Source organism: Comamonas sp. 7D-2 (assembly GCF_022749555.1).
Lineage (GTDB): Bacteria > Pseudomonadota > Gammaproteobacteria > Burkholderiales > Burkholderiaceae_C > Comamonas > Comamonas thiooxydans.
Window position 1 is genome coordinate 651690 of record NZ_CP094238.1, and the last position, 24193, is coordinate 675882.

The following is a 24193-nucleotide window of genomic DNA, read 5'->3' on the forward strand; positions in this document are numbered from 1 at the left end:
GGGTGTGCCCATTACCGGACACTTGACGCACGGCATCGACCGACCGAGATCGCTTGTGGATTCAATCGGTCGATGCAACACATTCGTTAAACATGTCAGCCGGGGTTTTGTACCCCAAGGTCTTCCTTGGGCGCTCGTTCAATTTTCTTGCAACCGCATCCAACTCATCTTGCGAGTAGCCGGAGATGTCGAGGCCCTGAGGTAGGTATTTTTATGCAACTTCTGCTACTGAAAAGTAGCAATACACATTCCAATGCTATCTTTAGAGTGTCGATTTATAGAGTGCATAAAGGTGTACTTCTTGGGTGTCAAAGAAGTGCCTATCACCTGAAATTTTCCTTGGAAAAGCTGTGCGGAGCCGCCGGCTGGAGCTGGGCTGGTCGCAAGAGGATTTGGGCTTTGAGGCTGGACTCCATCGAACCTATGTTGGAGTTATCGAGCGCGGTGAGAAAAGTATCTCTGTAGGTAGCCTTGTTCATCTAGCAGAGACGTTGGGTGTCAAAGCTTCAGATTTACTTCATGAGGCGGGGCTATAGGCTTGAAAAGTCCTGCGAATCAACTTGGAAAATTGGCTGGTCTATGCAACTTGCCTATCCCGTTGGATGATGAGTTGATCAATGGCTTGGTTGGCCGCATAGCCAGACTGAACGGCTTGAGCACCTCTCAGGCTGTGCTGCAAGCCCTAGGGGGTGAATTTCAAATTCCTGGTCGGGGATCGCCCTTGCAGCTAGTGTCGATGTTTCTCAATTTCGATGAAAGAACATTGGCAAAGCAACATTCAATGCTGCCAGTCTTGAATCCTATCTCGGGGCGTGTCGCTGCTCTAGGCGAAGGTGATGACTGCAGATCAAAAACTAAAACCTATACCAAAAGACGTCTCCCGGTAAATGGCCTTCGGTGGTGCCCAAAGTGCGCATGCTTGGATCGTGCCGCTAGAGGCTTTAGTTACTGGCGTCGCCAACATCACCTGATTGGTGTGGATTGGTGTGTTGTGCATCGTGAGCCTTTGCTGAAGGCTCCTTTGAGCGCTGACATAGACGCTCCTGGGCATGAGCTCATAGAAGCCGGTGCTGAACACATGCCTGACGCCATTGGTGACGAAGCTCTTCACCCTGTTGTACAGCGTTTTGAGCAACTCATGGTCGGATGGCTGCTCCAACCTGCGCCCACTGATCATGCTGTGTGGTCAGCAGTCGTCAGGACCGAATGTCAGAAGGCTGGGTTACGCATCTGTGAAGTGGGGCAGCGTTCCATCGCGAGTGACCTGATATGTGATCTGTTTCCCAATAGTTGGCTAAATCGCTACATGCCAGATGTAACGATAAAGTCTCCTCAAGTCTGCGTTCGGAAAGTCGATGGTGCGTGTATTGATAAACATGTGGTCTATCCGACGCTCGTTTGTACCGCCCTCATGGCAGTGCTGTTCAGCTCCAGCGAGGAAGCATTCCGCGCGCTTGAGCAGGGCACTCGGCAGTTTAAGAATAAGGAGCGTGCAAGTCAGCAAGAAAGCCATGCCTTGGATGCATTTCTAACTGGGCAACGGCTGCACGACTCCTTTGCAAAATTTGGGGTTGACGCTTTAAGTGCAGAGGACGCAATACGAAAACTACTGAAGAGGCGTTCCGTTTCTTCGATATCTTTCAAGTAGATTTTTGGCAGTCAGTGAAGCTCTGCGTTGAGAAGGAAGCGCAGCACTTTGATTGTTTCAGGCCATCTCTCTGGGGTTTGAAGCACTTGGTTAATTTTCGGTATCGAGCGGCTGATTTCATCTAGGCTCCATTTTCTGGTGGCTGTGAATTTTTCCGCTAAATTGCGCAATGTCTTGGCGATGCGGGCATCCGAATTTTCAATTCGAACGGCTGCATGGTTGGAGCCTTTACGTTGACTGATCGACTGAGTACTGGCGATAAGCCACATCCGGTCATTGCGATAGAGCCATGCATATGCCGCTGGCTGTAGGCATCTGAGGCCTTTGATGCCAAGAAAAGCGTGCAAGCCAACAACTTTGCTCCAGGAGTCGCGTGCATGGGTACGGCGTTGCTCGTGCTTGGCAGCGTGCCATTGCGCTTGAAGATTGGGGACCGTGCGCAGAATTTTGGTAACGGAGGCGGTTGAGACCCCTAGGTCCACTGCCACACTCTCTTTGTCTTGTCCTTGAGTAAGTCGCGTGATGGCTTCTTGCAAACAAGGCTGCAATAGTGTCTTTGGGCGTCTCTTAGGCTCATGTGCCTGCTTGCTAGCCCAATGGGCCATAGTCGTGTAATCGACATTGGCGGCTTTTGCGGCAGCACTCAGTGAGATAGACCCCTGCAAAGCTCTTTCAAGACAATATTTTTGAGACTTGCTGAGGCTTGAGCGGTTGGTCGGTTCTGCATCACGTGTTGCTGGGACCTCAGCAGAGCTTTCCGCTTCGACCTTATAAGCTTTCAGAAATTCATCGAAGGTACTAAACCACGTTGCGATCCATACCAAATAGCGCAATGGATGGGTTAGAGAACGGCCAGAGATCAGGCGAAGCAACTGGCTGTTCAATAGAGATGAGTCTGATTGATGTGCCAGCTCAGGAAGACAACTCAAATGACTTGATAGCTCTTCTAACTTCGGAGTCAGACTTGACTTGCGCAGGCGACCAGATGCTGTGGTTGCGCCCATCTCACCAAGACGCCGTCTAAAAATATCACCTATTCGGATGGGATCGTCCAGACTACCAAGGGGGAGCAAAGTCAATTCAGATGCCATGGCCTCCAGTTTTAGGAGCCAGCTCTGCTGGTCTGGCGAAAGTGCTTGAAGGCTGGGAACTTTTTGGCAGTAAGCCCCGGAGGGGAGTAACCAGCCAGCACGCCCCTTTTGCGATGAAACTTGGAGTGTTTGGTGATGCTGGCGGCATAGCCAAACGCCTGGTAGCTGCTGACTTCGCCGCCAAAACGACCATCCATGTTGCCTATGGTCTTCTTGCATGCACTTTGGGCATGTTTTCAGTGGGTGAGCGGCCCCTAATCCGCTCGTCAGAAGCCCCAGTCGATACTTCATGTGGGCAATGCCATACCCTTGCATTGCAGAGATTGCTTCTAAGCCAATTCTTGCGGGTTTAAACGGTAGGTAAAACGGCAGCAGGGTTCGTTGTTGAACGATTTCCAGGCTGCTTCCTAGCGCTCCGTTGGCCCTGGTAGCCAGGGTGTCTAGGTGGGCAGTGAAGTCGTGCGTGATTGCTGTTTGTGCGGTACCAAAAAGGTGCAGCGCAGTCACTCTGTCAAAGGCGCTGGCTGCCGATCGGTGGTATCGGCTGCACCAACTGAAGATCGTTTCATCCGGAAATGGGGTGATCTGGATTTCAAAGCCACCAAGCGCAGTTTGATCATGCATCGTGGCTGTCCGGCTTCGTCACGGGCTTCGTTGTTCGACGCGTATCTTTCAGGGCTTCCCGCAAAGTCTGTGCACCTTGTAAAAGCGATTGTGCAGAAACGGGTTCACGTCGAGGTAATCGGATTACGGTGGCTGAGCTTGGTTCGCTTGAAGGTTGATCAGTAGTGCTTCTGAGAGCTTTTAGCTTCTTCCTCGCGCCGCTACTCAGGGTGCTTTCAACCATGGCTGATGGAATGTCAAGTTCAGGCCATGGCGTTCGAGCCGATGAAAGGTGACTCGCGGTAGCTTTTGTCTTCGATATGGTGTGGGGGCGGAGCTCCATGAATGGACATACCAAATCAGATCGCTTTTCCAATAGGTAGTCTGAGACAGACAGAGAATTGAGGTCCTCGACGTCCTTGCGATGGCTGCTATAGGCCGAGCTTTTATAGCTGCGACGCACATCATCTATCGTCACATGCAACTTCCCTTCGGTGCGTGCCTCCTTATAGCTTTGTAGCAGCAGGTGACGTAGGGCTCTAAACAATCCTGCGGTGTATCTATGGAGCTCAAGCGCATCAGCCTCTACGTTGAGTCTGAAGGTTGCTGGACAAATGCTCAGATACTCACTTAGACATGAGATCCACCATGGGTCGTCAGCCGTAGGTGGATGCAGCACGATGGGGTTTGACAATAAGCGGTCTCGTTCCTCCTGCGGCCTCTGAGTGAGTTTTCTGATCAGCGAAAAATTCGCGACATATACAAGGGGCGATCCAAGGTTCGCGAGCGCCATGATGAGCTGCGAAGTCTTTGTGCTGGCTGAGCTGCTTTGTGTGAAGAACTGCATCTCGTCGACTGTGAGAGTGCTGGTCGCGGTCGCCAGTAACCAGTCGCGAACATGCTCCATGAGCGCGTCAGTTGAGAGTTTCTTTCGGCCTTGCAGTGCCAGCGGATTGGCCATGCTTCTGAGAACGCCCTGTAGTGCAGACTGGCCATCAATTTCAAGTCGACGAACAGGGGTGATGCGTAGTTGCTGCTCATCGGTGAGGTACTCAGGGCCATGCTCAAGTTGGCAAATACGCTCCAAGGCCTGCATCAGGGAAGATTTGCTGACTCCTGCTAGGCCTGTCAGGCAGAGAGTCGGCTGAATGCACTTCTTGGTTGGCGGAGATGCCGAGCGCAAGCGGTTGTAATCCGTGACAGATGGATAGCGATCCATTGCGTACGCATGAGCGCGGTCCAATAGACTGCGCAGTATCTGGATATGCTGTGGACCAGGTACAAATGCTGTACTCCAACCAGCATTCAATCTTTGGCAGGCATCGTTCACGGTAAGTGAGCTGAGGCCGCGTATTGGTTTGACTGGAAGGTATGCCGCAGTACGAATTAAGCCATCGGATTGGTGGCGTGCAAACCAACTGAGCCAGGGCTGAGATTTGCTCATCGTCTGCCTCCTGCTCGCAGGTAGCCGATGCTTTCTTGCCGCTCTTTGACAGAGTTCGCTTTAGAGCGCTTTGTTCGACCAGATTTCAGGGCTGCTTGCTCAAAGGCTTGGCCGGTATGGTTCCGGAAAATTTCTTCGTACTCGGCACGTGCAGCGATTTTGTGGGCCTGAAGGGCCAGCTTTTCATCACGACGAATTTGCTGCAACTGTTCAACTTCATTGGCTGAAAGGTAGAGCTGCTCGTCATCATCACGAATGGAGAGTGTTGCATCTACTTGGATCAATGCACCACCAATGTCAATCCACAGATGACGAACACAAACATTGAGCATAAAGCCCTGCAAGGCATAACGACCTAGGTTGTGGGCCTTCTGCAATGCACCGGACTGCTGGAGCGAGGCGGAGTCGAACCGCGCTTCCTTGAAATAGACGGCGTCGTCTTTGACCGTGACGGTGATTGGGTCTAAATACGTGCGTACGGCCTCTTCAAATCCCATGCAGATGCCGTAGTTCCGTCCTTTTTTGCTGAGGTAGTTCCACAACGAGACGGGGGTGGGTTGTAGATGCTCCGCGAGAGCTTCGTTGTTGATGCGATCGGTAATGTCCGTGCAGTGGTTGTCGGCCACCGCGCGCAGAATCTCCTGGATAGCCAACTGGGGAATCGATAGACGTGTTTCCCGATATGTGGGACGCCCCTCTAATTTGACTGATTTCGGATGCAGCGTTTCGATGGATGCCTTTGACTGACCCGCATAGCTGGGGGCACCTTCTTTAATGATCGGTTGAAATTCGCTTTCAAACGCATCGGCCTTTGCAGTGCTTCCAGGTCCACGATCGTTGATTACGTGTGGAGAAATGCCAATGCTTGGCCAATCGGCAGGATTCAGGGTGATGCCGAAGAGCTGAGCGAAGATGCACTTGTCGATGGCCGCGCAAAATTGGGCCATTCGGTAGGCCGCCGCTGTTTCGCCTCCGACGGAAAATCCAACGCCAACGAGCATCCCAGAGGCGATACACCGGATACGGACTACCCAGAGCGGCGGCAAGTGACTATTCGGAAGATACCCGAGGGCGACTTGCTCGCAGCAGTATGCGTCTTGCTCTGTCCGCTCCATCAAATTCCCCACACTCTCGGCAAAACGGCCCTGGGAGTGCACGAGTCGGTTTCTGACTCTTGAGTGGCCGAATTTGTATGTTTGCCGAGCTTCGAGAGGGAAGGCTTGTGCTACACGGTAAGCGAACTGACCGAAGGATGGAAATGGTTTACCTGCAGGATGAATGAACGACTTTCGGCCAGTCGCATCGGTTTGAGCCACGCAGCCGAAAACATATTGCAGTGTTCTGCGGTATATGTGGCTTAGGTGCTGGCCAGGTCCAGCGAAGCGCCGATAGCCTTTCAAAATGCTATCGATGACCTCTGGATCGTTTGTTCCATGCCCGTGGTTTGCCCCGTATAGACGTGATGGGCGGCCAAGCTTTTGCTTGTTGCCGACGCGACTCCAGCGGCCAATTCGATGCACTGAGTAGTGCAATGCCCAACGGCTAAAGCCAAAGCAGACGTATGCGTAAAAGGATCTGCGCATGCGAGTTTCATTTTGCGCGGGCTTGCAGGCACGAGCATGGGCATTGATCACTGTGTCCGGAGACTCAGCTGCTAACACCTGATCCAAGTTCATCACTAACGGCCACAGGTGCGCTAACGATTCATCGATGCGTGTGCTATGACTTTTTTTGCGCGTATTTCTAGGCTGAGCGTAAATGCGGAGCTCATCTATGTGCATTCCGTTGAACCATGGTGGAAGCTCCTGCTGCATTGTGCAAGGAGCAATCAGTGACTCCTCGATGGCGCTTTCGAACTTGAAGCGCGAGAGGTAATGCAGCACGGGTCGAAAGTCGTTCGGAGAACTCGAGATCTCAGCTGGTAAGCAGTCGTCGGCGGCATCCTTGCGTAATGACTTCTTCGTGTTTTTTGACTTTTTTTGAAACTCAAGCAGCAGGACTCTCTCCCTGATGTGGTCGTTGCGAAGTAGGTGATAGATGGATCCCTTGCGCAGGGCTTCAAAGCCCTCTGGGGCATATAGCTGTGTCCCTGTTTGCATGCTTGCACCTCATGTGGATTGACGTGCAAACCAAGACGCATAGACCTGAAGAGGGTCTCGACGTTGAGGCTTAAGCGGGCGATCGATAAAGACCGCGCTATCCATAAGTTCGGCTCGAACATCTCGTTGCCATAGCGCTCTAGCGAAGCAGGCTTGGCTTAGGGCCAGTGGAAGATGGTATCGATGAGACACTGACAGGAGGATGTCGAGTGGGCGTTGTCCTGTTTGAATGCTCGCTTGTAAACGCTCGCAAATTTCCGTATAGATCCCGGCCTCTACTTGCGCAGCACGATGCTGTATGAGCAGAAGACTGCGTAAATTTTCAAAAAATGGGATGCATAGGTCAGATTCGACGATGCGCTTGGTCGGGATACCTGCATCGGCGTAATACAGCTCTTCGATCGCATGTCTGCTGCGTGCAGCTGTGATCTCCGCTTTAGGGTTGGCAGCCGGTTTGCTACCAGGGAAGCGCTGGTCAAATGCTTCAGCTACATCCTTGATCGTCCAATTCACGCAGTACGGACCATCATCATCCCTTAGGAAGAGAAGCAGGTCGCCAACGAAATGGACTGGAACACGAAAACGCCCAGAACCATTGAGTGGATCGATTTCTGTCCACGGATGGCGCTCAATAAAGCCAAGGCGATCACAGACGTCAATGCTTCCCCTTAGTTGGGGAAGCGCTATCTCTGCTGCGAAGGGGTGACCAAATAGCGGATGAGGGCGCGGTTCTGTGGCAAGGATCCGCTGCTCGTGGATTTCGAATAGCGACCGATTGAACATGGCCAGCAGAAGGACCGTACTTTCGCTGGATGAAAGCGTGTGTATGTGACGAGCAAGTCGATCGAACCAAGTCTGAGCAAAGCGACTTCGCGAAGGGGCCTCTTCTCGGGTTGCGCGAATTGCTGGCTCGTAGCGGCTTCCCCATTGGGGAGGATCTTGACGACGGATTAGCTCTTTGAGACGTGACAACGTCACATGGTTAGACTTGGCCACGGGCCATCCTTTCCTGCCAGCTTGGCTGGTGCGAAAAATTTAGGGAAAGGAAAGCCCTTGACTCCTGTCTGTAGCAGGAGTAGATTTCAAGCGTAGACCAAAATCTGGGGAGCTTTCCTCGGTACATGACGCCACTGAGTTGCCGCTCCGTGGCGTTTTTGTTTGTGTGCTATTGCATGCAATCCTCCTTGAGGAACGTCAGCCCTGATTGTTCGGAATAGAGCTCAGTCGGCTGATGGGCCTTTGACATTAATGGCCGTGGCGCGTTGAGTGCTAAGCCATAGTGCGACATCACGAGTGAGTGCGAAGCTGCCTCGGCGATGTTGCAACTTGAAGATTGGTACGGGGACCGTACCTCGCGCCAGCGCCTGCTGAAATGAGGCTGGCGTCGGATAGCCCAGTTCTTTGATCAGCGCATTTGACCCAAGTACGGTCCCATATTGCTCGGACAGGCGCAGCATCAGTTCTTCGTTGATGCTTTCAACATCGGTGCAGTGAAGTGTGGTGCTGTTCACGTAGGGTCCTGTAGGGTGTTTGCTCCATGCTATGGGCTTGACCTAATTTTTCATACCCTGATTTTGGGGAGTGAATTACCTTGATGAGAATGGCATAAGTGATTGTCGCTTCAGGGAAAAAATCGGGGCATGACGTTTTCGCATCCTCGCGAATCACTTTGGCATTTGCCTCGATTTGCTGGTTTTGTGAGCTGAGTAGTCTGTTGAATACGAATCGGACAGTTGATGTTCAGCGTGCAGTTGAACCTGTTGACGATGCCCGAGCGCTGACAGTGAGTAAGAGGTGGAGTAGCTATAAGCTCGGCAAGCAATATCCGCGAAAGAGGTTGCAAGCTCTGGCCGAAGAGAGAGTGCCTGGAACCAGATGGGTAATTGACTTGCTACTTTGGGATGCTCTGCGTGTCGATTGCTGTGTGGAGTCAATCGCAGGTCGTCTGAAAGGGTGTACGTCTCAAGAGGGCGATGAGTTGCTGCTGCGTATGCTGAATTCCAAAGCCCATCGTTGGGACCGGCGATGGCTTCGGAAGCGCTGCGAATCAATGGTGAGGCAAGGCTACCTAGACGGGCTTGCTGTGTTGTTGGTCTGTATGCGTCTGGCGAGGTCGGCGGGCAACTGGAAACTGAATCTTGCGTTCGAGTTGTACGTTAATGACAGCTTGCTAGTGCTTGGGGTTTGGTTGAAGCGTCACGGAGTGGCTTCGGCATTGGCCGCCTATTACGAAGGTGAATTTCTGCCTCGATATGGCAGTGAACGTCTACGTTACAAGTTTGACGGAGCAACCTACGCGTATTCGATTGCCCGGTATGAAGAACTACAGACTAAGAAAGAGGCGAGGATTGGAAGGCTTTTGACCCTACAGGAGCAGGTAGCAGCGATACACAAACTGCTCAGGGTCTAGGAGCATTGGTGTGTGGAAGATGTTCATCCTTTAGCGTGATGTCTGTCTAGCTTGCACCAGTAGTAATCGACTTGAAGCTGACACTTGAGCGGGGGCAGTCCAGCTCACATCTACCTATACCTACGTTTTGTGGCACGCTGAGCCTCTATGAACAAAGTAGAGTCATCGGACATAGCACCGAAGCCAACACGGGCTGAGCGTTCTGATGCAGCCGCGAGACGGCAGCGGGTGCGCGATGAAGTGCTGGCTGAATTGGGCGACGATGTCCGCAAGAGCTTTGAGAAAAAATTGGCTGAGGCAAGAAAGAAATCTGTCTTGAGCCCATTGGGCTTTGTTGTCCCAAAACTTTCAGGCAAAGAAGCTCTGTACTTCATGCATCTGACAGGTGGTTTTGCGATATCGCGCAGATGAAGGAAGAAAAGCGATTGTGAAGTCCTCCTCGGATTCCTGAGCCAGTCAAAAGTAGAGGTTGGGGAAGAGTTTGACACGGTACTCGACCGGAGGAAGCCGGCCCAGGGCTGCATGGGGACGCTAGTGGTTGTATCGGTGCAGCCAATCGGCTGTCATTTCAGGTACCTCCTGCAGACTGTCGAAGACATAGCAACCGAGTACTTCGGTGCGGTAGGTCTTGTTGAATCGCTCGACATAGGCGTTCTGCGTGGGTTTGCCTGGCTGGCGCAATGCCCTTGCTTTGCGCCCACTGGAGTAGTGCGTTGGCGATGAACTGTAGAAGTTCCGATCTGATCTGACAGTTGCTCCCGTTTCGGGCGGTACGGCTGTCAGATTAATTCAGCGCTTTTACCTTCTCATCCCAGACCTCCTTTGCATCCATCAGCGTTTGCATCGGCGTCCGGCCACAGCACATCTTGCCTTGATGTGTCCGCTGCCCGTTGTAGTAATTGAGCCAGTCGTCCAGATCCATCTGCAGCTCGTCAATCGAACGGTAGATCTTGCGCCGGAATGCCACCTGGTAAAACTCCTGCAGGATGGTCTTGTGGAATCGCTCGCAGATGCCATTGGTCTGCGGGTGACGCACCTTCGTCTTGGTGTGTTCAATGTCATTGACCGCCAGGTACAACTGGTAGTCGTGCGTTTCGGCCTTGCCGCAATACTCCGTGCCTCGGTCCGTCAGGACTCGCAGCAGCCCCATGCCTTGTTCAGTCAGGAAGGGCAACACCCGGTCATTGAGCAGATCAGCACCCGTGATCGGTGTCTTGGTGGTGTAGAGCTTGGCAGCAGCCCATTTGGAATAGGTGTCCACAAAGGTCTGCTGGTAGATGCGCCCGACGCCCTTGATCGTGCCTACATAGAAGGTGTCTTGGCTGCCCAGATAGCCGGGATGGGCTGTCTCGATTTCTCCGCAAGCCAGGTCATCTTCACGCTTTCTCTCCAAGGCTGTCACCTGGGCTTCTGTGAGCACGGCGCCCGTCTTGGCGACCTCAGCCTCCAGGTTTGACAGGCGCTGTTTGAAGCTGGCCAGTTGATGGCGCATCCAGATGGAACGCACACCCGAGGGCGACACAAAGATGCCCCGCTGGCGCAACTCATTGCTGGCACGCAGTTGCCCATGCGCTGGCTGCTCAAGGGCATAGGCGAGGACAACCGCTTCAATGGCTTCATCAACCCGGTTCTTGGGGTTGGGCTTTCGCCGAGAAGTCTGAATCAGGGCTTCGATGCCACCTTCTTCGTGGGCATGCTGATAGCGATAAAAGGTGTCACGGGAGACGCCCATGACTTTGCATGCTTTGGAGATGTTGCCCAGCTCACTGGCCAGATTGAGCAGGCCGACCTTGTGCCGAATGATGGTTTGGTTGAAACTGTTCATGAGGTTTCTCCGTTGGGCGCTTGCGCGCCCGGATTGATAAAGATTCGTACCCTTATCAAAACGGGAAACCTCACCTATTGGCAAGGCCCACTGTCAGATCAAGTCTGAACTTCTACAGATGAACTCAGGGCCGTTGTTCAAGCGAATGGAAAGCGGTGCGCCTCGAACCTCATCCAGCTCGTTGAGCTCTCGCGCGACCTGCGCAGGAGGCAGACTGGTATCGACTTCAATGCGCAGCCCCTCCCGGTTGAACTCGTCAATGACATTGAAGGTGCGAAACCTGCGCTCTGACCATAGCGCGTTAGACATGAAGTAGCAGCTCCAGGCTACCTGCATGCAGCGCCAAGTTGGCATACATGCGCTTGAGCTTGGCATTCTCGTCTTGCAATTGGCGAAGCTGCGCTAGGTACGAGACCGTCATGCCCGAGAACTGACTCTTCCACTTGTAATAGGTCGCATCACTGGTGCCATGCTTTCTGCATGTCTCACGGACATTGGCTCCCATCGCAACCTTTTTGAGGATGCTGACTATCTGCGCTTCGCTGAATCTGGATTTCTTCATGTAGAGACTCCAATGGTTTGGGAGTTCTCTACTTCTACGTGGTCCAGGTTTTCAAGGGGACTTCAAGTTCGTCTCTGATCGCGCAACGTGTCCGATGGACCAATGGAGTGGTGCTCGGCCTCATAGGCTTGTATCAGCGTGCCAATGATCTCCAGGCGCTCTCCCTCGGGTGAGTTGCGCTCGGGGTTAAGCTCAATGAGTTCGGAGACTTGGTGCAGGGCCTCCAGGTAGTCGGCTTCGGTATGGATGGCTTTGACTTGCATGGTTTGCGCCCTTACCTAGACAGGCCAATAGTTACAGCCCACCTGCGCTGCGCATCTCGGCTAATTCGTCCAAGGCGCAGATGACTAGCGCAGCAGGCAAGTTCGTGTCAATCTCGATGCACAAACCCGACCTTCTTCTGATCGCTACCTGGCTGTGTTCCGGAGCATACACATGTTCCGTCAGTGCAGCTTGGGGAATGAATGCAGAAAGATCAATAGCCATCGTGGTGCCTGCTATGCACTGGACTGCCCCTATGCCTGTGGTACTGGAACAGGGGGAGCGAATATTTTTGTTGTGCCTCAGTGACCTTGAGTGCTCCTCCACGACACACTTTGATGAACTGAGGCACTGGGGCTTGCGGTATCCGACGAACTTTGCGTCGCAGGCTAGCCTTCGAAAAATCAAGCACTTGTCTCAGCACATTCCGACGAACTTAATTTTTTATAGTCAGTGCCACGAAAAAGCGCTCCCATGGGAGCGCTTTTTCGTTTGGGCATGGCAGGTGGATGGCTGGCTTCAGCGCTGGCTAGACTCCTGCCGCTTTGAAGACCCGGCGCAGTACCTGCATGGGCAGAAACTTCACGCGGCGGCGTTTGAGTTCATGTCGGTAGAGGCGCTCCCTCTCAATGAAGTTGATTTTTTCTTTCATTGCGATGTGTCTGGATGGCTAACCCAACTAATCTAACAGCGTAGTGAGCATTTTTCGTAACACCCTGTCAGATGGATACGGCATCAACATCCCGGCGTTGAAGCCCGCATGTCTTGGCATGCATGCAGCCATCTTGGCTCGCCTATGAAAAACGCCCCTTGCGGGGCGTTCGAGCAGAGCGATTTTGCTTACATATTATTGGGCAGCACGGTCACGATCTGCGGGAAGAACCACAGTATGACCAGTGCCAGCACCATCAGCAGGAAGTACGGTGCGCAGACGCGGGCCAGATAGGTGATCTGCTTGCCCGTCATGCCCTGCAGCACGAACAGGTTGAAGCCCACCGGTGGCGTGATCTGAGCGGTCTCCACCGTGATCACGAGGAAGATGCCGAACCACAGGGGGTCTATGCCTGCGGCCTGGATGATGGGCAGAACCACGCCGGAGGTCAGCACAATGGTGGAGATGCCGTCCAGAAAGCAGCCGATGAGAATGTAGAACAGGCCCAGCACCGCAATCAGCATGGCGGGCGACAGGTTCAGACTGCCCACGTATTCAGCCAGCTGGCGTGGCAGTCCGATATAGCCCATGGACAAGGTCATGAAGGCTGCACCGGCGAGGATCAGCGCAATCATGCAGTACAGCCGGGTGGCTCCGAACAGCGATTCCTTGAAGTTCTTCCAGCTCAGTGCACCTTGCAGGGCCGACAGAATCAGCGCTCCCATCACGCCTATGCCGGCAGCTTCGGTCGCCGTGGCAATGCCGCTGTAGATGCTGGCAATCACGCCCGAGATCAGCAGCACGACGGGGATCAGGTGGCGCGACTCGTAGACTTTCTGCTTGAAGCTCATGGTGCTGTCGGCCTTGGGCACCTTGTCCGGGTTCATCAGGGCCCAGACCACGATCCAGCCGCTGAACATCAGTGCCAGCATGATGCCTGGCAGCACGCCTGCCATGAAGAGCTTGGAGATCGACAGCTCGGCAGATACGCCGTAGACGATCAAGATGATGGAGGGCGGGATCAGGAGGCCCAGAGTGGCGGGGCCGCCCAGCGAGCCGATCACCATGTTCTCGGGATAGCCGCGTTTGCGCAGCTCGGGCACATTCATCTTGCCCACGGTGGCACAGGTGGCGGCCGAGGAGCCGGATACTGCCGCAAAAATCGTGCAGCCTATGACATTGGTGTGCAGCAGGCGGCCCGGCAGTGCATTGACCCAGGGCGCCAGACCACGAAACATGCTCTCGGACAGATTGGTGCGGTAGAGAATCTCGCCCATCCAGACAAACAGGGGCAAGGCCGTCAAGGTCCAGCTGCTGGCAGAGCCCCAGATGGTCATGGCCATGGCATCGCCTGCTGCGCGCGCGGTGAAGAATTCCATGCCGAACCAGGCAACGCCTGCCAGCGTCAGACCGACCCAGACGCCGCCGCCAAGCAGGACCAGCAGCACCACGATCAGTGCAATGCTTGCGGTGATTTCATTCATGAGGGGTTCCCTCCTTCTCTACCGCCTTGCGTTTGCCCAGCAGCTCCAGCACCAGCTCGTCGCAGAACGCGATGAAGAAAACAATCGTGCCCAGAGCCATGAAGATCTGAGGAATCCACAGCGGTGTGGCGTCTATGCCCACGGAGATGTCTTCGATCTCCCAGGACTGCCAGACCAGGCGCGTGGAATAGAAAGCCAGAAAGGCCGAAAGAATGGTGGCGATGCCCAGGGCGGTCAGTTCCAGGGCCTTGTAGGCCTTGCCCTTGAGCGCACCCAGCAGCAGGGTGACGCGGATATGTTCACCTTTCTTCAAGGTGCTGGCCAGGGCCATGAAGCCGGCGCCCGCCATGGCGTAGCCTGCGTAGGCATCGGTGCCCGGGGCGCTGAAGCCAAAGAGTCTGCTGGTGATGGTCAGCAGCACCATCGCCAGCACGCCGATCATGGCGATGCCGGCAAGCCAGGCACTGCCGTCATAGAGGCCGTTGAGTAACTTGCGCATGCTTGTCTTCCTGAGAGGATGAGGTCATCGGCCACCCGCCCCGAATGACGGGGTCGGGCGAGTCGATGCAATCTGCGCCTTACTTGCCAGCCTTGTAGCCGTCGAGAATGGCCTGGCCGTCAGCGCCGGCCTTGTCCGTCCATTCCTTGATCACGGTCGCGCCGATCTTGCTCAGGTCTGCCTTGAGTTGGGCGGAGGGCTGCTCGACCTGCATGCCGCCTTGCTTGAGGGCGGCAATCGAGCGTGCATCCACTTCCCTGGACTCTTTCCAGCCGCGCTGCTCGGCAGCGGCGGCGGCCTTGAGCACGGCCTCCTGCGTGCTCTTGTCCAGTGCGCCAAAGGCCTTCTTGCTCACGGTCACGGCATTCTTGGGAATCCAGGCCTGCACGTTGTAGTAGTACTTCAGGCTTTCAAACAGCTTGTTGTCGGCACCGGTTGCGCTGGAGGTGATCAGGCCATCCACCACGCCGGTCGCCAGAGCCTGGGACAGCTCGGCCTCCTGCACGGTCACGGGCTGGGCGCCAATCAGTTCGCCAATGCGGGCGGTAGTGGGGGAGTACACGCGCCACTTCATGCCCTTGAGGTCGGCCGCGGAATTGACGGGCTTTTTGGTGTAGATCCCCTGGGGAGGCCAGGCCACGGAATACAGCAGCACCTGTCCCTGCTTGTCCAGCAGCTTCTGCAGCGCGGGTTTCTGAGCCTGATAGAGCCTGTAGGCCTCGTCATAGTTGCTCACCAGGAACGGAAGTCCGTCGGCGCCGAAGATCTGCGACTCATTCTGAAAGCTCACCAGAAAGAATTCGCCCATCTGTGCATTGCCGGTCTGCACGGCACGCTTGATTTCGGGCATCTTGAACAGCGACGCACCAAAGTGCGGCGTGATCTTGAGCTTGCCGCCCGTGGCAGCATCCACATCCTTTACAAACAGTTCGTTGTTCTTGGAGTGAAAGTTTCCAGGCCCGTATGCGGTGGCGAAATCCCACTTGGTTTGTGCCATGGCATGACCGGCAATGCCGATGCCGGCGAGCAAGGTTGCTGTGGCGCAGAAAATGCGACGCTTCATGAGAACTCCTCGGATAAGAGATGCAGACGAATGAACTCAGGCAAGAGTTGTGCCAAAAGTAGCATTTGTCTCAACAAACATCCATGAGGGATTTCAACGAGTTTCAAAGAAACGTAGGGTGTTTTATTGCTTTGTTTCTATTGAAAATGGCATTTTGTTGAACAAGATCCCTCAAGGGGCCTTAATCCCTGCCTCTGCCAGACGCCGGGCATAGGCGGCCAGAATGATGCGCTCGGAATGCACCAGGTAGGCACTGAGCTCCTGTGCCGCCTCCGCAGGCCTGCCGGCTTCGAAGATCTGCAGAATCTTCAGGTTCATGCCCACATAGGGTGCATGCAGAAAATGCGGGTCGCGCAGCAGGCCGAAGGCCAGACGCAGCTCCGCCAGCAGATGCGAGAACATCTCGTTGAGGCGTTCGCTGTCGGCCAGGGCCACGATGGCTTTGTGAAACGCCATATTGGCTGTGCCCACCTCGGACCAGTCCTCCGCCTCGCTGTGTCGCTGACCGCTTTCCACGGCCTCGCGCATCCGCGTCAGTGCAGGGTGCATGGGGTAAGCCTGTGCAAGGGCCTGGCACTCGATCATGCGCCGCACGCGATAGATGTCGATGATGGACGCCATGCTGGGCACGGCCACCGATACGCCCTTGTTGGGCTCGTGTACCAGCAGACCTTCCTTGGTCAGCATGCGGAACACCTCGCGCAAGGTGTTGCGCGAAATATCCAGCGCTTCGCTGAGTGCCGCTTCGGACAGTCGCTGGCCCGGGCTCAGCACGCCCTTGACCAGCTGGCTGCGTATTTCCTCGGCGATGCGTTCCGTCAGGTTCTGGACCTCTGCTGCGACTTTCATGGCGTTCCCTTTTGGCTGTCGCCAGAGTGTAGCCATCGTTCTGTTGACTCAGAGAAGTCCAAAAGAGTGGTGCGACCTAGGGTTTGCTCTATTACAAAGTCTATTTGTTCTGCAAACAATTTCATTTGTGGAATCAATCTAAATAGATTGTTCAACAATTTGAGGAATGAAGCAGATCTGAAACAGAGCTGATCAGCCTTCTTCAAAAGAGCTGGGCGGGGTTGCCGATAGCGTTCCCGTCTTTGGTAGAGCCCGCCGCGCAGCGGATCAGGGCGTGATTTCCGGAGGCTTCCATGCCTGTAGACGTAAACCTGTGGCCGCTGATCGGCGTGCTCATCATCATTGCCGGCTTCGCGCTGCGCTTTAATCCCATGCTGGTGGTCATCGTGACCGCCATCGGCACAGCCTTTGCGGCGGGCTTTCCGCTGGACAAGGTTCTGGCCGCCATCGGGACCGGCTTCATCAAGACCCGCAACCTGCCGCTCATCATCTTGCTGCCGCTGGCCGTGATCGGCCTGCTGGAGCGCCATGGCCTGCGTCAGCACGCACAGAACTGGATCAGCTCCATCAAGTCGGCCACAGCCGGCCGCCTGCTGATCGTCTACCTGGCCGCGCGTCAGCTCACGGCAGCCATCGGCCTGACCAGCCTCGGTGGGCATCCCCAGATGGTGCGTCCGCTGCTGGCTCCCATGGCCGAAGGCGCGACGGAAAACCGCTACGGCAAGCTGTCGGGCAAGGTGCGCGAGAAGCTGCGCGCCATGTCGGCTGCCACGGACAACGTGGGCCTGTTCTTTGGTGAAGACATCTTCGTGGCCTTCGGTGCGATCGTGCTGATGACCACCTTCCTGAAGGAGGCGGGTATCGAGGTCGAGCCGATTCATGTCGCGCTGTGGGGCATTCCTACGGCCATCTCGGCCTTTGCCATCCATGCCTTCCGCCTGCATCGCCTGGACAAGCAGCTGGCGCGTGAAATTGCTGCGGAAAAGAAAGTTGCCCAGGGAGAACAGGCATGACCATCACCATTCAATACCTGTACTACCTCGTCGGCCTGGTGCTGGCGGTGACGGCCGTGATGACGCTGCGCGACGGCAGCAACCCGCGCCGTTTCTCGGCGGGCCTGTTCTGGGCGCTGTATGCGCTGGTGTTCCTCGTCGGTGATCTGCTGCCGCCCGTATGGGTGGGAGCGGTCGCGGTCGTCATGGCCCTGATTGCGGGCTTCGGCGGCGTGATGGGCGGCAAGCATCAGCCACGCACCGATGCGCAATACCTGGAAAGTGCCAAGCGCCTGGGCAACAGGCTGTTCGTGCCGGCGCTGGCCATTCCGCTGATCACCATGGTGGGCACGCTGTCGGCCAAGCATCTGGTCTTTGGCGGCACTCCCTTGATCGACCCCAAGAACAGCACGCTGGTCAGTCTGGGCATAGGCTGCGTGATTGCGCTGGTGCTGGCCTGCAAGATGACACGCGAGACTCCCGTGCAGGGCCTGCGCGAGTCGCACCGCCTGATCGACGCACTGGGCTGGGCCCTGGTGCTGCCCCAGATGCTGGGCATGCTGGGTCTGGTGTTCTCGGATGCCGGCGTGGGCAAGGCAGTGGCCTATGTGACCACCACCTACATCAACATGGATGTGCGCTTTGTGGCCGTGGCAGTGTACGTGATCGGCATGGCGCTGTTCACGGTCATCATGGGCAATGGCTTTGCAGCCTTTCCGGTGATGACGGGCGGTGTGGGCGTGCCCGTGCTGGTTGGCGTCTACCATGGTGACCCGGCCGTGATGGCGGCAGTCGGCATGCTGTCGGGCTACTGCGGCACCTTGCTCACGCCCATGGCGGCCAACTTCAACCTGGTGCCCGCAGCACTGCTGGAAATTGACAAAAATGCCGTCATCCGTGCGCAGGTTCCCACGGCCATCACCTTGCTGATCGTGAATGTGTTCCTGCTCAACTTCCTGATGTTCCGTTAAGAGAGAGTTGCCATGACTGAGGCTGCCCACCGAATCCTGCTGACCGGCTTCGAGCCCTTCGACAAAGACAGCGTCAACCCCTCGTGGGAAGTGGCGCGCGCGCTGGACGGCGAGCTGATTGCGGACGGTGTGGTGCATGCCGTGCAACTGCCCTGCGTGTTCGGCGCGGCCATGGTGGTGCTCGACGAGGCGCTGGCCCGGCTGCAGCCCTCGCTCATCATCAGCCTGGGGCTGGCTGGCGGGCGCAGCGAAATCACGCCGGAGCGCGTGGCCATCAATATCGACGATGCCCGCATTCCCGACAACGCGGGCCATCAGCCCGTCGATCAGTCCGTGGTGCGCGATGCGCCCGCGGCCTACTTCTCGACCCTGCCCATCAAGGCCATGGTGCGCCATCTGCGCGATGCGGGCATTCCGGCTTCGGTATCGAACACGGCGGGTACTTTTGTCTGCAACCATGTGTTCTATGCCCTGATGCACAGGCTGTCTCGCCGTGCGGGCCCCGGCGTGCGCGGCGGCTTTATTCACATACCCGCGCTGCCGCAGCAGGCGGCACGCCAGCCCGGCATGGCCAGCATGGCGCTGGAAACGCAGATTCAGGGCATACGCACAGCCATTCATACGTCCATGACGGTGCAGCAGGATTTGCAGGAACACGCAGGTCAGCTGCATTGAGGCTGACCGGGAGACGAATGATGAAAATGGATTTGAACAGCGATCTGGGCGAGAGCTTTGGCGCCTGGCGCATGGGCGACGATGCAGCCATGCTGGACATCGTCAGCAGCGCCAATGTGGCTTGCGGCTTTCATGCCGGCGACCCGGCCGGGATGCTGGCCACGCTCAGGGCTGCCAAGGCGCGCGGCGTGGTCGTCGGCGCACATGTGGCCTACCGCGACCTGTCGGGTTTCGGGCGTCGCAACATGGATGTGGCCAGCGGCGATCTGGTGGCCGACGTGATCTACCAGATCGGCGCCCTGCAAGGTCTGGCGCAGGCGGCCGGCACCAGCGTCCAGTATGTCAAGCCGCACGGCGCGCTCTACAACACCATTGCCCAGGACAAGCGCCAGGCCATGGATGTGATCAATGCCATCAAGGCCATCAATCCCAAGCTGGTGCTGATGGCTTTGGCAGGTGCGCCCCTGATAGCCTGGGCCCGCGATGCGGGCCTCTGCGTGGTGGCCGAAGCCTTTGCCGATCGCGGCTATACGCCCGACGGCGCCCTGGTCTCGCGCCGCGAACCCGGTGCCGTGCTGCACGACGAAAACCTGATCGCCCAGCGCATGCTGACCCTGGTGCGCGAGGGCGTGATTGAGGCCGTGGACGGCAGCCTGGTGCGCGTGGAGGCAGACTCCATCTGTGTGCACGGCGACAGTCCCGGTGCCGTGGCCATTGCGCGCAACATCCGCCAGCGTTTCGAGCAGGAGGGTGTGCAGATCGCTTCCTTTGTGGAAACAGCACCATGAGTTCCATGCGCTTTTTGCCCGTCAACCGCCAGGCCATTCTGGTGGAGCTGGCCGACCTGCAGCAGACGCTGGTGCTGCTGGGTGCCTTGCAGGCCCAGCCCATAGAAGGCGTGCAGGAGCTGGTGCCTGCCGCGCGCACCATTCTTGTCCAGTTCGCGCCCCATATCATCGGCGCGGCGCAACTGGTGAGGCGCATTGCCGACTGCGATCTCAGCGGCAGCGTGCAGCGCTCGGATGTGCTGGTGCAGATTCCCGTGCGCTATGACGGCGAAGATCTGGCCGAAGTCGCGCAGATACTGGGCATCACGGCCGAGGAAGTGGTGCGCCGCCACACCGGCAGCGAATGGTCGGTGGCCTTTACCGGCTTCGCGCCGGGCTTTGCCTATCTGAGCGGCGGGGATCCCATCTTCAACGTGCCACGCCGTGCCACGCCGCGAACCAAGGTTCCGGCCGGTGCAGTGGCGCTGGCCGGCAGCTTCAGCGCAGTCTATCCACAGGTCAGCCCGGGCGGCTGGCAGATCATTGGCGTCACCGATGCCGCGATGTGGGATCTGGCGCGCGATCTGCCGGCTTTGCTGCAGCCCGGCTACCGCGTGCAGTTTGTCGATGATGCTACTCAAAAGGTAGCTGCTGGCGATTTATCTGGTTCGATTTCAGATGGAAAAGTATCTGAGATCAAGAGCGAACAGGCGCAAGCAGCTACGAGTTTCAATGGCTGCGCCTTGCGTGTGCGCGCCACGGGTCTGCTCACGCTGTTCCAGGACATGGGTCGCCACGGCCAGGCCGGGCAGGGCGTTTCTGCCTCCGGTGCCATGGATCAGGCCGCGTTCAAGATGGCCAACCGGCTTGTCGGCAATGCCAGCCAGCTGCCGGTGCTGGAGACAGTAGGTGGCGGCCTGTCGCTGCAAAGCGTGGGCGAGAACGTCGTTGCAGTGACGGGCGCGGATGCGCCCATCAGCATCACCACGGCCGACGGACGCCGCTGGTCTGCGCCACGCCATGCCGCGATTGCACTGGCCGATGGCGACACGCTGAGCCTTGCCCAACCCGTCGCCGGTGCCCGCTGCTATGTGGCGGTGCGCGGCGGCTATGAGGTGGCGCCCGTGCTGGGCAGCGCTTCGACGGACACCCTGGCCCATGTCGGCCCGCCTGCTCTGCACAGTGGCCAGTTGCTGGCGGTGCAGCCGGCACGCCATGCCGTGGTGGCCGAGCTGGCCCTGCCGGAGCAGGAGTTGCCGGCCCCAGACGGCGAGGTGGTGCTGGATGTCGAGCTGGGTCCGCGCACCGACTGGTTCACGCCCGAGGCCGTGGCCTTGCTGGCCGCCCAGCGCTGGCAGGTCACGCCCCAGTCCAATCGCGTGGGCTTGCGCCTTGCCGGCGAACAGGCGCTTACGCGCGCCGTGACCAGCGAGCTGCCCAGCGAAGGCACGCCGCTGGGGGCCATCCAGGTTCCCGCCAGCGGCCAGCCCGTGCTGTTTCTGGCCGACCACCCCTTGACCGGCGGCTATCCCGTCATCGGTTGCGTGGCACCCCATCATCTGGATCTTGCGGGGCAGATTCCCGTAGGTGCCTGGATTCGTTTTAACCCCATCCGCGCCTTTGCAGAGCTGGTGCCTGCAAGCGCGCAATGAGGAGTGAGTTGATGAAAAAAGTTCTGATTGCCAACCGTGGCGAGATCGCCGTGCGCATCGCGCGAGCCTGCGCGGATTACGGAGTGAAGTCCGTCGCCGTCTATGCCGATGCCGATATCGATGCCCTGCATGTGCGCCGCGCCGATGAAGCCTACGGCCTCGACGGCGACAAGCCCGCCGACACCTATCTGAACATCGCCAAGCTGATTGCGATCGCCAGGCGCTCGGGCGCCGACGCCGTCCATCCCGGCTATGGCTTTCTGTCCGAGAGCGAAGCCTTTGCCCAGGCCGTGCTGGATGCGGGTCTGATCTGGATCGGCCCGCGCCCCGACACCATTGCCAAGCTGGGCGACAAGGTCGAGGCGCGCAAGATTGCGCTGCAGGTCGGAGCGCCGCTGGTGGCTGGCACGCCGGATCCCGTCAAGGATGCCGACGAAGTGCTGGCCTTTGCCCAGCAGCATGGCCTGCCCATCATCATCAAGGCTGCTTTTGGTGGCGGTGGCCGTGGCATGAAGATCGCCTGGCGCATGGACGAAGTGGCCGAGCTGTATGCCTCTGCCGTGCGCGAGGCCGTGACGGCTTTCGGCCGTGGCGAATGCTTTGTGGAGCAGTTCCTCGACAAGCCGCGCCATATCGAGGCGCAGGTGATTGCTGACACGCATGGCAATGTGGTGGTGCTGGGCACGCGCGACTGTTCGCTGCAGCGCCGCAACCAGAAGCTGGTGGAAGAAGCGCCCGCACCCTTCATCACCGAGGCGCAACGTGAACGCATTCACAGCGCAGCCAGAGCCATCTGTGCGCAGGCAGGCTATATCAGCGCCGGAACCGTGGAATTCCTGCTCAGCGGCAATGGCGCCATCTCCTTCCTTGAGGTCAATACCCGCTTGCAGGTCGAGCACACCGTGACCGAGGAAACCACGGGCATCGATCTGGTGCAAGAACAGCTGCGTGTGGCCGACGGCTTGCCGCTGTCTTTCACGCAGACTCCGGCACCACGGGCCCATTCCATCGAGTTCCGCATCAATGCCGAAGATGTGGGGCGCGGCTTTCTGCCCACACCGGGTCTGATCACGCGCTTTGCCCCTCCTTCGGGGCCGGGCGTGCGACTCGATTCGGGCGTCGAAACCGGCTCGGTGATCCCCGGCACGTTCGACTCCATGATGGCCAAGCTCATCGTCACCGGGGCTACGCGTGAGCAGGCCCTGGCCCGTGCTCGACGTGCGCTGGCCGAGTTCCGCATCGAGGGCGTGGCTTCGGTGCTGCCTTTCCACAAGGCCGTGCTGAATCAGGCCGACTTTGTGGGGACTGCGGGCTTCAATGTCCACACCCGCTGGATCGAGACCGAGTTTGCCGAGCCGCTGGCAGCGGCTGCTCGCGCCGAACCTGTGGCTGATACCAGCCTGCTGCGCACGGCCATCGAGATCGACGGCCGCCGCGTGCAGCTGGGCCTGCCCGCCATGCTGCTGCAAGGTCTGTCCGCGCCGACGACTGGCGTGTCTCAGGCAGCCGCGCAGCAAAGCGTGGACCCTGAGGCGGTCATCTCGCCGATTGCCGGCAATCTGCATGCCTGGAAGGTCGCCGATGGCGACGAGGTCAAGGAAGGCGATGTGATCGCCGTGATGGAAGCCATGAAAATGGAAATGCAGGTCTCGGCCCACAAGAGCGGTCGTGTCACATTGGCCGCGCAGGCAGGCTCTGCGCAGACCTTGGGCGCCGTGATCGCGCATATCCGATAGGCATAGCCAGCCCCGCTCGAAGCGCGACCTCTGTGTCGCGCTTTGTTTTTCTAGCCTCGCTTCACGCAGCTCATGGCCATGGCTACCAGTGCGTCGAGAAACTCGGGTGAGCGGGCCTGCTCCGGCACATCGTGCACGGCGCTGTGAATGATCTCGCGCAGGCCCTGGCCCAGCAGATAGGCAGCCAGTGGCAGGTTGTCGGTCTGTACCTGCGAGCCATGCATCTGCAGCAGTGGCAGCCAGGTGGTGTTGATGAATTCCTCCCGGCTGGCCTGCGGTGCATGCCACAGGCCCAGATGCAAGGCCGTGCGATAGCGCGTGTGAAAAGCATGGCTGAGCTGATGCAGGCGCTGCTCGACTCGAATCATGTTCGCAAAGATCTGGCGCAATATGGCTTCGAGCGACAGGCCCTGCAACTGCTCGCGCATCTGGAAAAGCTGCTCGGATTCCTGATCGAGCAGGCGTTCATACACTGCCGCAATCATGGATTCCTTGTTGGGAAAGTATTGGTAGATGGAGCCCACGGCAGCACCCGATACCTCTGCAATGCGATTGACCGTGAGAGCGTCCTCGCCCTCTTTTTCGAGAAGGCGCAAACAGGCTTCGGCAATGGCATCGACCAGCGCTCTGGAGCGTGCCTGCACAGGCTGTTTGCGCGGTTGCGGCAACTGGTCCTTGGGGCGTGGGGTGGCGGGCGCTTCCATGAAATGCAAGTCCTGTCTTCGGTTTATCTGTTGGCGCTGATTTTTTCTTTTTCCATCAATGACTTGCGACGTCTTTGAGGGGGCTGGAATGCGAGTGGAAAAACGCACTCCCTCTGCCTAGACTTTGTACCAGGCAGCTCACCATCCTAGCGCTAAGGAGCGGCCCGACAGAGCCTGAGGCAGACGCGGTGGAGGAGACAGAAGCA

The 24193-nt window shown here is 57.4% G+C and carries 24 protein-coding genes and 3 pseudogenes; 11 read left to right on the forward strand and 16 right to left on the reverse strand.

The features are described 5' to 3' along the window. Nucleotides 1-61 precede the first annotated feature (61 nt). Nucleotides 62-211: pseudogene (locus MPZ60_RS02925) on the reverse strand (IS30 family transposase); the annotation flags it as partial. 139 nt (nucleotides 212-350) lie between these two features. Here MPZ60_RS02925 and MPZ60_RS02930 point away from each other — a divergent pair. The 3 genes and pseudogenes from MPZ60_RS02930 (at nucleotide 351) to MPZ60_RS02935 (ending at nucleotide 1648) form a co-directional block, all read left to right on the forward strand. Continuing rightward, nucleotides 351-536: a helix-turn-helix domain-containing protein gene (locus tag MPZ60_RS02930; RefSeq protein WP_242882093.1), complete on the forward strand. Its 186-nt coding sequence runs from the start codon at nucleotides 351-353 to the stop codon at nucleotides 534-536. Nucleotides 537-598: 62 nt separating this feature from the next. Beyond that, nucleotides 599-997 (forward strand): annotated as a pseudogene (locus tag MPZ60_RS25180) (TniQ family protein); the annotation flags it as partial. A gap of 81 nt (nucleotides 998-1078) precedes the next feature. Then, nucleotides 1079-1648: a hypothetical protein gene (locus MPZ60_RS02935; protein ID WP_242881924.1), complete on the forward strand. Its 570-nt coding sequence runs from the start codon at nucleotides 1079-1081 to the stop codon at nucleotides 1646-1648. A gap of 11 nt (nucleotides 1649-1659) precedes the next feature. Here MPZ60_RS02935 and MPZ60_RS02940 read toward each other — a convergent pair whose 3' ends face one another. The 5 genes from MPZ60_RS02940 to MPZ60_RS02960 form a co-directional block, all read right to left on the reverse strand. Beyond that, on the reverse strand, nucleotides 1660-3363 hold the full coding sequence (locus MPZ60_RS02940) for a TnsD family Tn7-like transposition protein (RefSeq protein ID WP_242881923.1): 1704 nt from the start codon (nucleotides 3361-3363) through the stop codon (nucleotides 1660-1662). Then, on the reverse strand, nucleotides 3356-4786 hold the full coding sequence (locus MPZ60_RS02945) for an AAA family ATPase (RefSeq protein WP_242881922.1): 1431 nt from the start codon (nucleotides 4784-4786) through the stop codon (nucleotides 3356-3358). Before MPZ60_RS02945 ends, MPZ60_RS02940 begins: the two co-directional genes overlap by 8 nt. Then, nucleotides 4783-6885 (reverse strand): hypothetical protein, encoded by a 2103-nt coding sequence (locus MPZ60_RS02950; protein ID WP_242881921.1) that lies wholly within the window; start codon nucleotides 6883-6885, stop codon nucleotides 4783-4785. Before MPZ60_RS02950 ends, MPZ60_RS02945 begins: the two co-directional genes overlap by 4 nt. Nucleotides 6886-6894: 9 nt before the next feature. Beyond that, a complete protein-coding gene (locus tag MPZ60_RS02955; RefSeq protein ID WP_242881920.1) occupies nucleotides 6895-7881 on the reverse strand; it encodes a hypothetical protein in 987 nt (328 codons plus the stop codon). A gap of 224 nt (nucleotides 7882-8105) precedes the next feature. After that, nucleotides 8106-8396, reverse strand: coding sequence for a hypothetical protein (locus MPZ60_RS02960; RefSeq protein WP_242881919.1), 291 nt, complete (start codon nucleotides 8394-8396; stop codon nucleotides 8106-8108). Between the two features lie 1046 nt (nucleotides 8397-9442). On the opposite strand from MPZ60_RS02960, the gene MPZ60_RS02965 reads away from it, so the two are divergent. After that, the gene (locus MPZ60_RS02965; protein ID WP_242881918.1) at nucleotides 9443-9706 is read left to right on the forward strand and encodes a hypothetical protein; all 264 of its coding nucleotides are present in this window, start codon (nucleotides 9443-9445) and stop codon (nucleotides 9704-9706) included. A gap of 123 nt (nucleotides 9707-9829) precedes the next feature. Here the strand turns inward: MPZ60_RS02965 and MPZ60_RS02970 are convergent. The 5 genes and pseudogenes from MPZ60_RS02970 to MPZ60_RS02990 all read right to left on the reverse strand — a co-directional run. Beyond that, a pseudogene (locus MPZ60_RS02970) lies at nucleotides 9830-9970 on the reverse strand (transposase); the annotation flags it as partial. Nucleotides 9971-10079: 109 nt separating this feature from the next. After that, the gene (locus tag MPZ60_RS02975) at nucleotides 10080-11120 is read right to left on the reverse strand and encodes an IS481 family transposase (RefSeq protein WP_242882092.1); all 1041 of its coding nucleotides are present in this window, start codon (nucleotides 11118-11120) and stop codon (nucleotides 10080-10082) included. A 93-nt stretch (nucleotides 11121-11213) separates the two neighbouring features. After that, nucleotides 11214-11429 carry a hypothetical protein gene (locus MPZ60_RS02980; RefSeq protein WP_242881917.1) on the reverse strand — a complete coding sequence of 72 codons (216 nt, stop codon included), beginning with the start codon at nucleotides 11427-11429 and terminating at the stop codon, nucleotides 11214-11216. Beyond that, nucleotides 11422-11682, reverse strand: a complete 261-nt coding sequence (locus MPZ60_RS02985) for a transposase (protein ID WP_242881916.1) — start codon at nucleotides 11680-11682, stop codon at nucleotides 11422-11424. The genes MPZ60_RS02980 and MPZ60_RS02985 overlap by 8 nt, the downstream gene beginning before the upstream one ends. A gap of 62 nt (nucleotides 11683-11744) precedes the next feature. Continuing rightward, nucleotides 11745-11945 carry a hypothetical protein gene (locus MPZ60_RS02990; RefSeq protein WP_242881915.1) on the reverse strand — a complete coding sequence of 67 codons (201 nt, stop codon included), beginning with the start codon at nucleotides 11943-11945 and terminating at the stop codon, nucleotides 11745-11747. A 197-nt stretch (nucleotides 11946-12142) separates the two neighbouring features. Between MPZ60_RS02990 and MPZ60_RS02995 the strand changes: the two genes are divergently transcribed. Beyond that, nucleotides 12143-12631 carry a hypothetical protein gene (locus MPZ60_RS02995; RefSeq protein WP_242881914.1) on the forward strand — a complete coding sequence of 163 codons (489 nt, stop codon included), beginning with the start codon at nucleotides 12143-12145 and terminating at the stop codon, nucleotides 12629-12631. Between the two features lie 152 nt (nucleotides 12632-12783). On the opposite strand, the gene MPZ60_RS03000 is transcribed toward MPZ60_RS02995, so the two are convergent. The 4 genes from MPZ60_RS03000 to MPZ60_RS03015 all read right to left on the reverse strand — a co-directional run bounded on the left by MPZ60_RS03000 (nucleotide 12784) and on the right by MPZ60_RS03015 (nucleotide 16490). Next, nucleotides 12784-14079, reverse strand: coding sequence for a TRAP transporter large permease (locus tag MPZ60_RS03000; protein ID WP_003061766.1), 1296 nt, complete (start codon nucleotides 14077-14079; stop codon nucleotides 12784-12786). Then, a complete protein-coding gene (locus MPZ60_RS03005) occupies nucleotides 14072-14578 on the reverse strand; it encodes a TRAP transporter small permease (protein WP_034357232.1) in 507 nt (168 codons plus the stop codon). The genes MPZ60_RS03000 and MPZ60_RS03005 overlap by 8 nt, the downstream gene beginning before the upstream one ends. A 79-nt stretch (nucleotides 14579-14657) precedes the next feature. Next, nucleotides 14658-15641, reverse strand: a complete 984-nt coding sequence (locus tag MPZ60_RS03010; RefSeq protein WP_034357235.1) for a TRAP transporter substrate-binding protein — start codon at nucleotides 15639-15641, stop codon at nucleotides 14658-14660. A gap of 171 nt (nucleotides 15642-15812) precedes the next feature. Next, entirely contained in the window at nucleotides 15813-16490 is a 678-nt protein-coding gene (locus tag MPZ60_RS03015; RefSeq protein WP_003074324.1) for a GntR family transcriptional regulator, read from the reverse strand. A 293-nt stretch (nucleotides 16491-16783) separates the two neighbouring features. Between MPZ60_RS03015 and MPZ60_RS03020 the strand changes: the two genes are divergently transcribed. From MPZ60_RS03020 to MPZ60_RS03045, 6 genes are read left to right on the forward strand one after another with little or no spacing between them, the layout of a single operon-like run. Beyond that, nucleotides 16784-17503 (forward strand): DUF969 domain-containing protein, encoded by a 720-nt coding sequence (locus MPZ60_RS03020; RefSeq protein WP_034357237.1) that lies wholly within the window; start codon nucleotides 16784-16786, stop codon nucleotides 17501-17503. Next, complete coding sequence (locus MPZ60_RS03025; RefSeq protein ID WP_034357240.1) at nucleotides 17500-18453, forward strand: DUF979 domain-containing protein; 954 nt, start codon at nucleotides 17500-17502, stop codon at nucleotides 18451-18453. The genes MPZ60_RS03020 and MPZ60_RS03025 overlap by 4 nt, the downstream gene beginning before the upstream one ends. A gap of 12 nt (nucleotides 18454-18465) precedes the next feature. Further along, on the forward strand, nucleotides 18466-19128 hold the full coding sequence (gene pcp / locus MPZ60_RS03030; RefSeq protein WP_034357242.1) for a pyroglutamyl-peptidase I: 663 nt from the start codon (nucleotides 18466-18468) through the stop codon (nucleotides 19126-19128). 20 nt (nucleotides 19129-19148) lie between these two features. Then, nucleotides 19149-19916, forward strand: coding sequence for a LamB/YcsF family protein (locus MPZ60_RS03035; protein ID WP_034357668.1), 768 nt, complete (start codon nucleotides 19149-19151; stop codon nucleotides 19914-19916). Between the two features lie 5 nt (nucleotides 19917-19921). Continuing rightward, complete coding sequence (locus MPZ60_RS03040; RefSeq protein ID WP_034357670.1) at nucleotides 19922-21547, forward strand: urea amidolyase family protein; 1626 nt, start codon at nucleotides 19922-19924, stop codon at nucleotides 21545-21547. Between the two features lie 11 nt (nucleotides 21548-21558). Next, on the forward strand, nucleotides 21559-23283 hold the full coding sequence (locus MPZ60_RS03045; protein ID WP_034357245.1) for a biotin carboxylase N-terminal domain-containing protein: 1725 nt from the start codon (nucleotides 21559-21561) through the stop codon (nucleotides 23281-23283). Nucleotides 23284-23333: 50 nt separating this feature from the next. Here MPZ60_RS03045 and MPZ60_RS03050 read toward each other — a convergent pair whose 3' ends face one another. Continuing rightward, entirely contained in the window at nucleotides 23334-23987 is a 654-nt protein-coding gene (locus MPZ60_RS03050; protein ID WP_034357247.1) for a TetR/AcrR family transcriptional regulator, read from the reverse strand. Nucleotides 23988-24193 lie beyond the last annotated feature (206 nt).

Excerpts from the sequence above, each read along its gene's own strand:
- MPZ60_RS02945 (WP_242881922.1), bottom strand. The coding sequence starts at position 4,786 with ATGAGCAAATCTCAGCCCTGGCTCAGTTGGTTTGCACGCCACCAATCC.
- MPZ60_RS03040 (WP_034357670.1), top strand. The coding sequence starts at position 19,922 with ATGCGCTTTTTGCCCGTCAACCGCCAGGCCATTCTGGTGGAGCTGGCC.
- MPZ60_RS02980 (WP_242881917.1), bottom strand. The coding sequence starts at position 11,429 with ATGTCTAACGCGCTATGGTCAGAGCGCAGGTTTCGCACCTTCAATGTC.
- MPZ60_RS02940 (WP_242881923.1), bottom strand. The coding sequence starts at position 3,363 with ATGCATGATCAAACTGCGCTTGGTGGCTTTGAAATCCAGATCACCCCA.
- MPZ60_RS03050 (WP_034357247.1), bottom strand. The coding sequence starts at position 23,987 with ATGGAAGCGCCCGCCACCCCACGCCCCAAGGACCAGTTGCCGCAACCG.
- MPZ60_RS02990 (WP_242881915.1), bottom strand. The coding sequence starts at position 11,945 with ATGCAAGTCAAAGCCATCCATACCGAAGCCGACTACCTGGAGGCCCTG.
- MPZ60_RS03005 (WP_034357232.1), bottom strand. The coding sequence starts at position 14,578 with ATGCGCAAGTTACTCAACGGCCTCTATGACGGCAGTGCCTGGCTTGCC.
- MPZ60_RS03015 (WP_003074324.1), bottom strand. The coding sequence starts at position 16,490 with ATGAAAGTCGCAGCAGAGGTCCAGAACCTGACGGAACGCATCGCCGAG.
- MPZ60_RS02985 (WP_242881916.1), bottom strand. The coding sequence starts at position 11,682 with ATGAAGAAATCCAGATTCAGCGAAGCGCAGATAGTCAGCATCCTCAAA.
- MPZ60_RS03025 (WP_034357240.1), top strand. The coding sequence starts at position 17,500 with ATGACCATCACCATTCAATACCTGTACTACCTCGTCGGCCTGGTGCTG.
- MPZ60_RS02935 (WP_242881924.1), top strand. The coding sequence starts at position 1,079 with ATGCCTGACGCCATTGGTGACGAAGCTCTTCACCCTGTTGTACAGCGT.
- MPZ60_RS03045 (WP_034357245.1), top strand. The coding sequence starts at position 21,559 with ATGAAAAAAGTTCTGATTGCCAACCGTGGCGAGATCGCCGTGCGCATC.
- MPZ60_RS02965 (WP_242881918.1), top strand. The coding sequence starts at position 9,443 with ATGAACAAAGTAGAGTCATCGGACATAGCACCGAAGCCAACACGGGCT.
- MPZ60_RS03000 (WP_003061766.1), bottom strand. The coding sequence starts at position 14,079 with ATGAATGAAATCACCGCAAGCATTGCACTGATCGTGGTGCTGCTGGTC.
- MPZ60_RS03010 (WP_034357235.1), bottom strand. The coding sequence starts at position 15,641 with ATGAAGCGTCGCATTTTCTGCGCCACAGCAACCTTGCTCGCCGGCATC.
- MPZ60_RS02995 (WP_242881914.1), top strand. The coding sequence starts at position 12,143 with ATGAATGCAGAAAGATCAATAGCCATCGTGGTGCCTGCTATGCACTGG.
- MPZ60_RS03020 (WP_034357237.1), top strand. The coding sequence starts at position 16,784 with ATGCCTGTAGACGTAAACCTGTGGCCGCTGATCGGCGTGCTCATCATC.
- MPZ60_RS02950 (WP_242881921.1), bottom strand. The coding sequence starts at position 6,885 with ATGCAAACAGGGACACAGCTATATGCCCCAGAGGGCTTTGAAGCCCTG.
- pcp (WP_034357242.1), top strand. The coding sequence starts at position 18,466 with ATGACTGAGGCTGCCCACCGAATCCTGCTGACCGGCTTCGAGCCCTTC.
- MPZ60_RS03035 (WP_034357668.1), top strand. The coding sequence starts at position 19,149 with ATGAAAATGGATTTGAACAGCGATCTGGGCGAGAGCTTTGGCGCCTGG.
- MPZ60_RS02975 (WP_242882092.1), bottom strand. The coding sequence starts at position 11,120 with ATGAACAGTTTCAACCAAACCATCATTCGGCACAAGGTCGGCCTGCTC.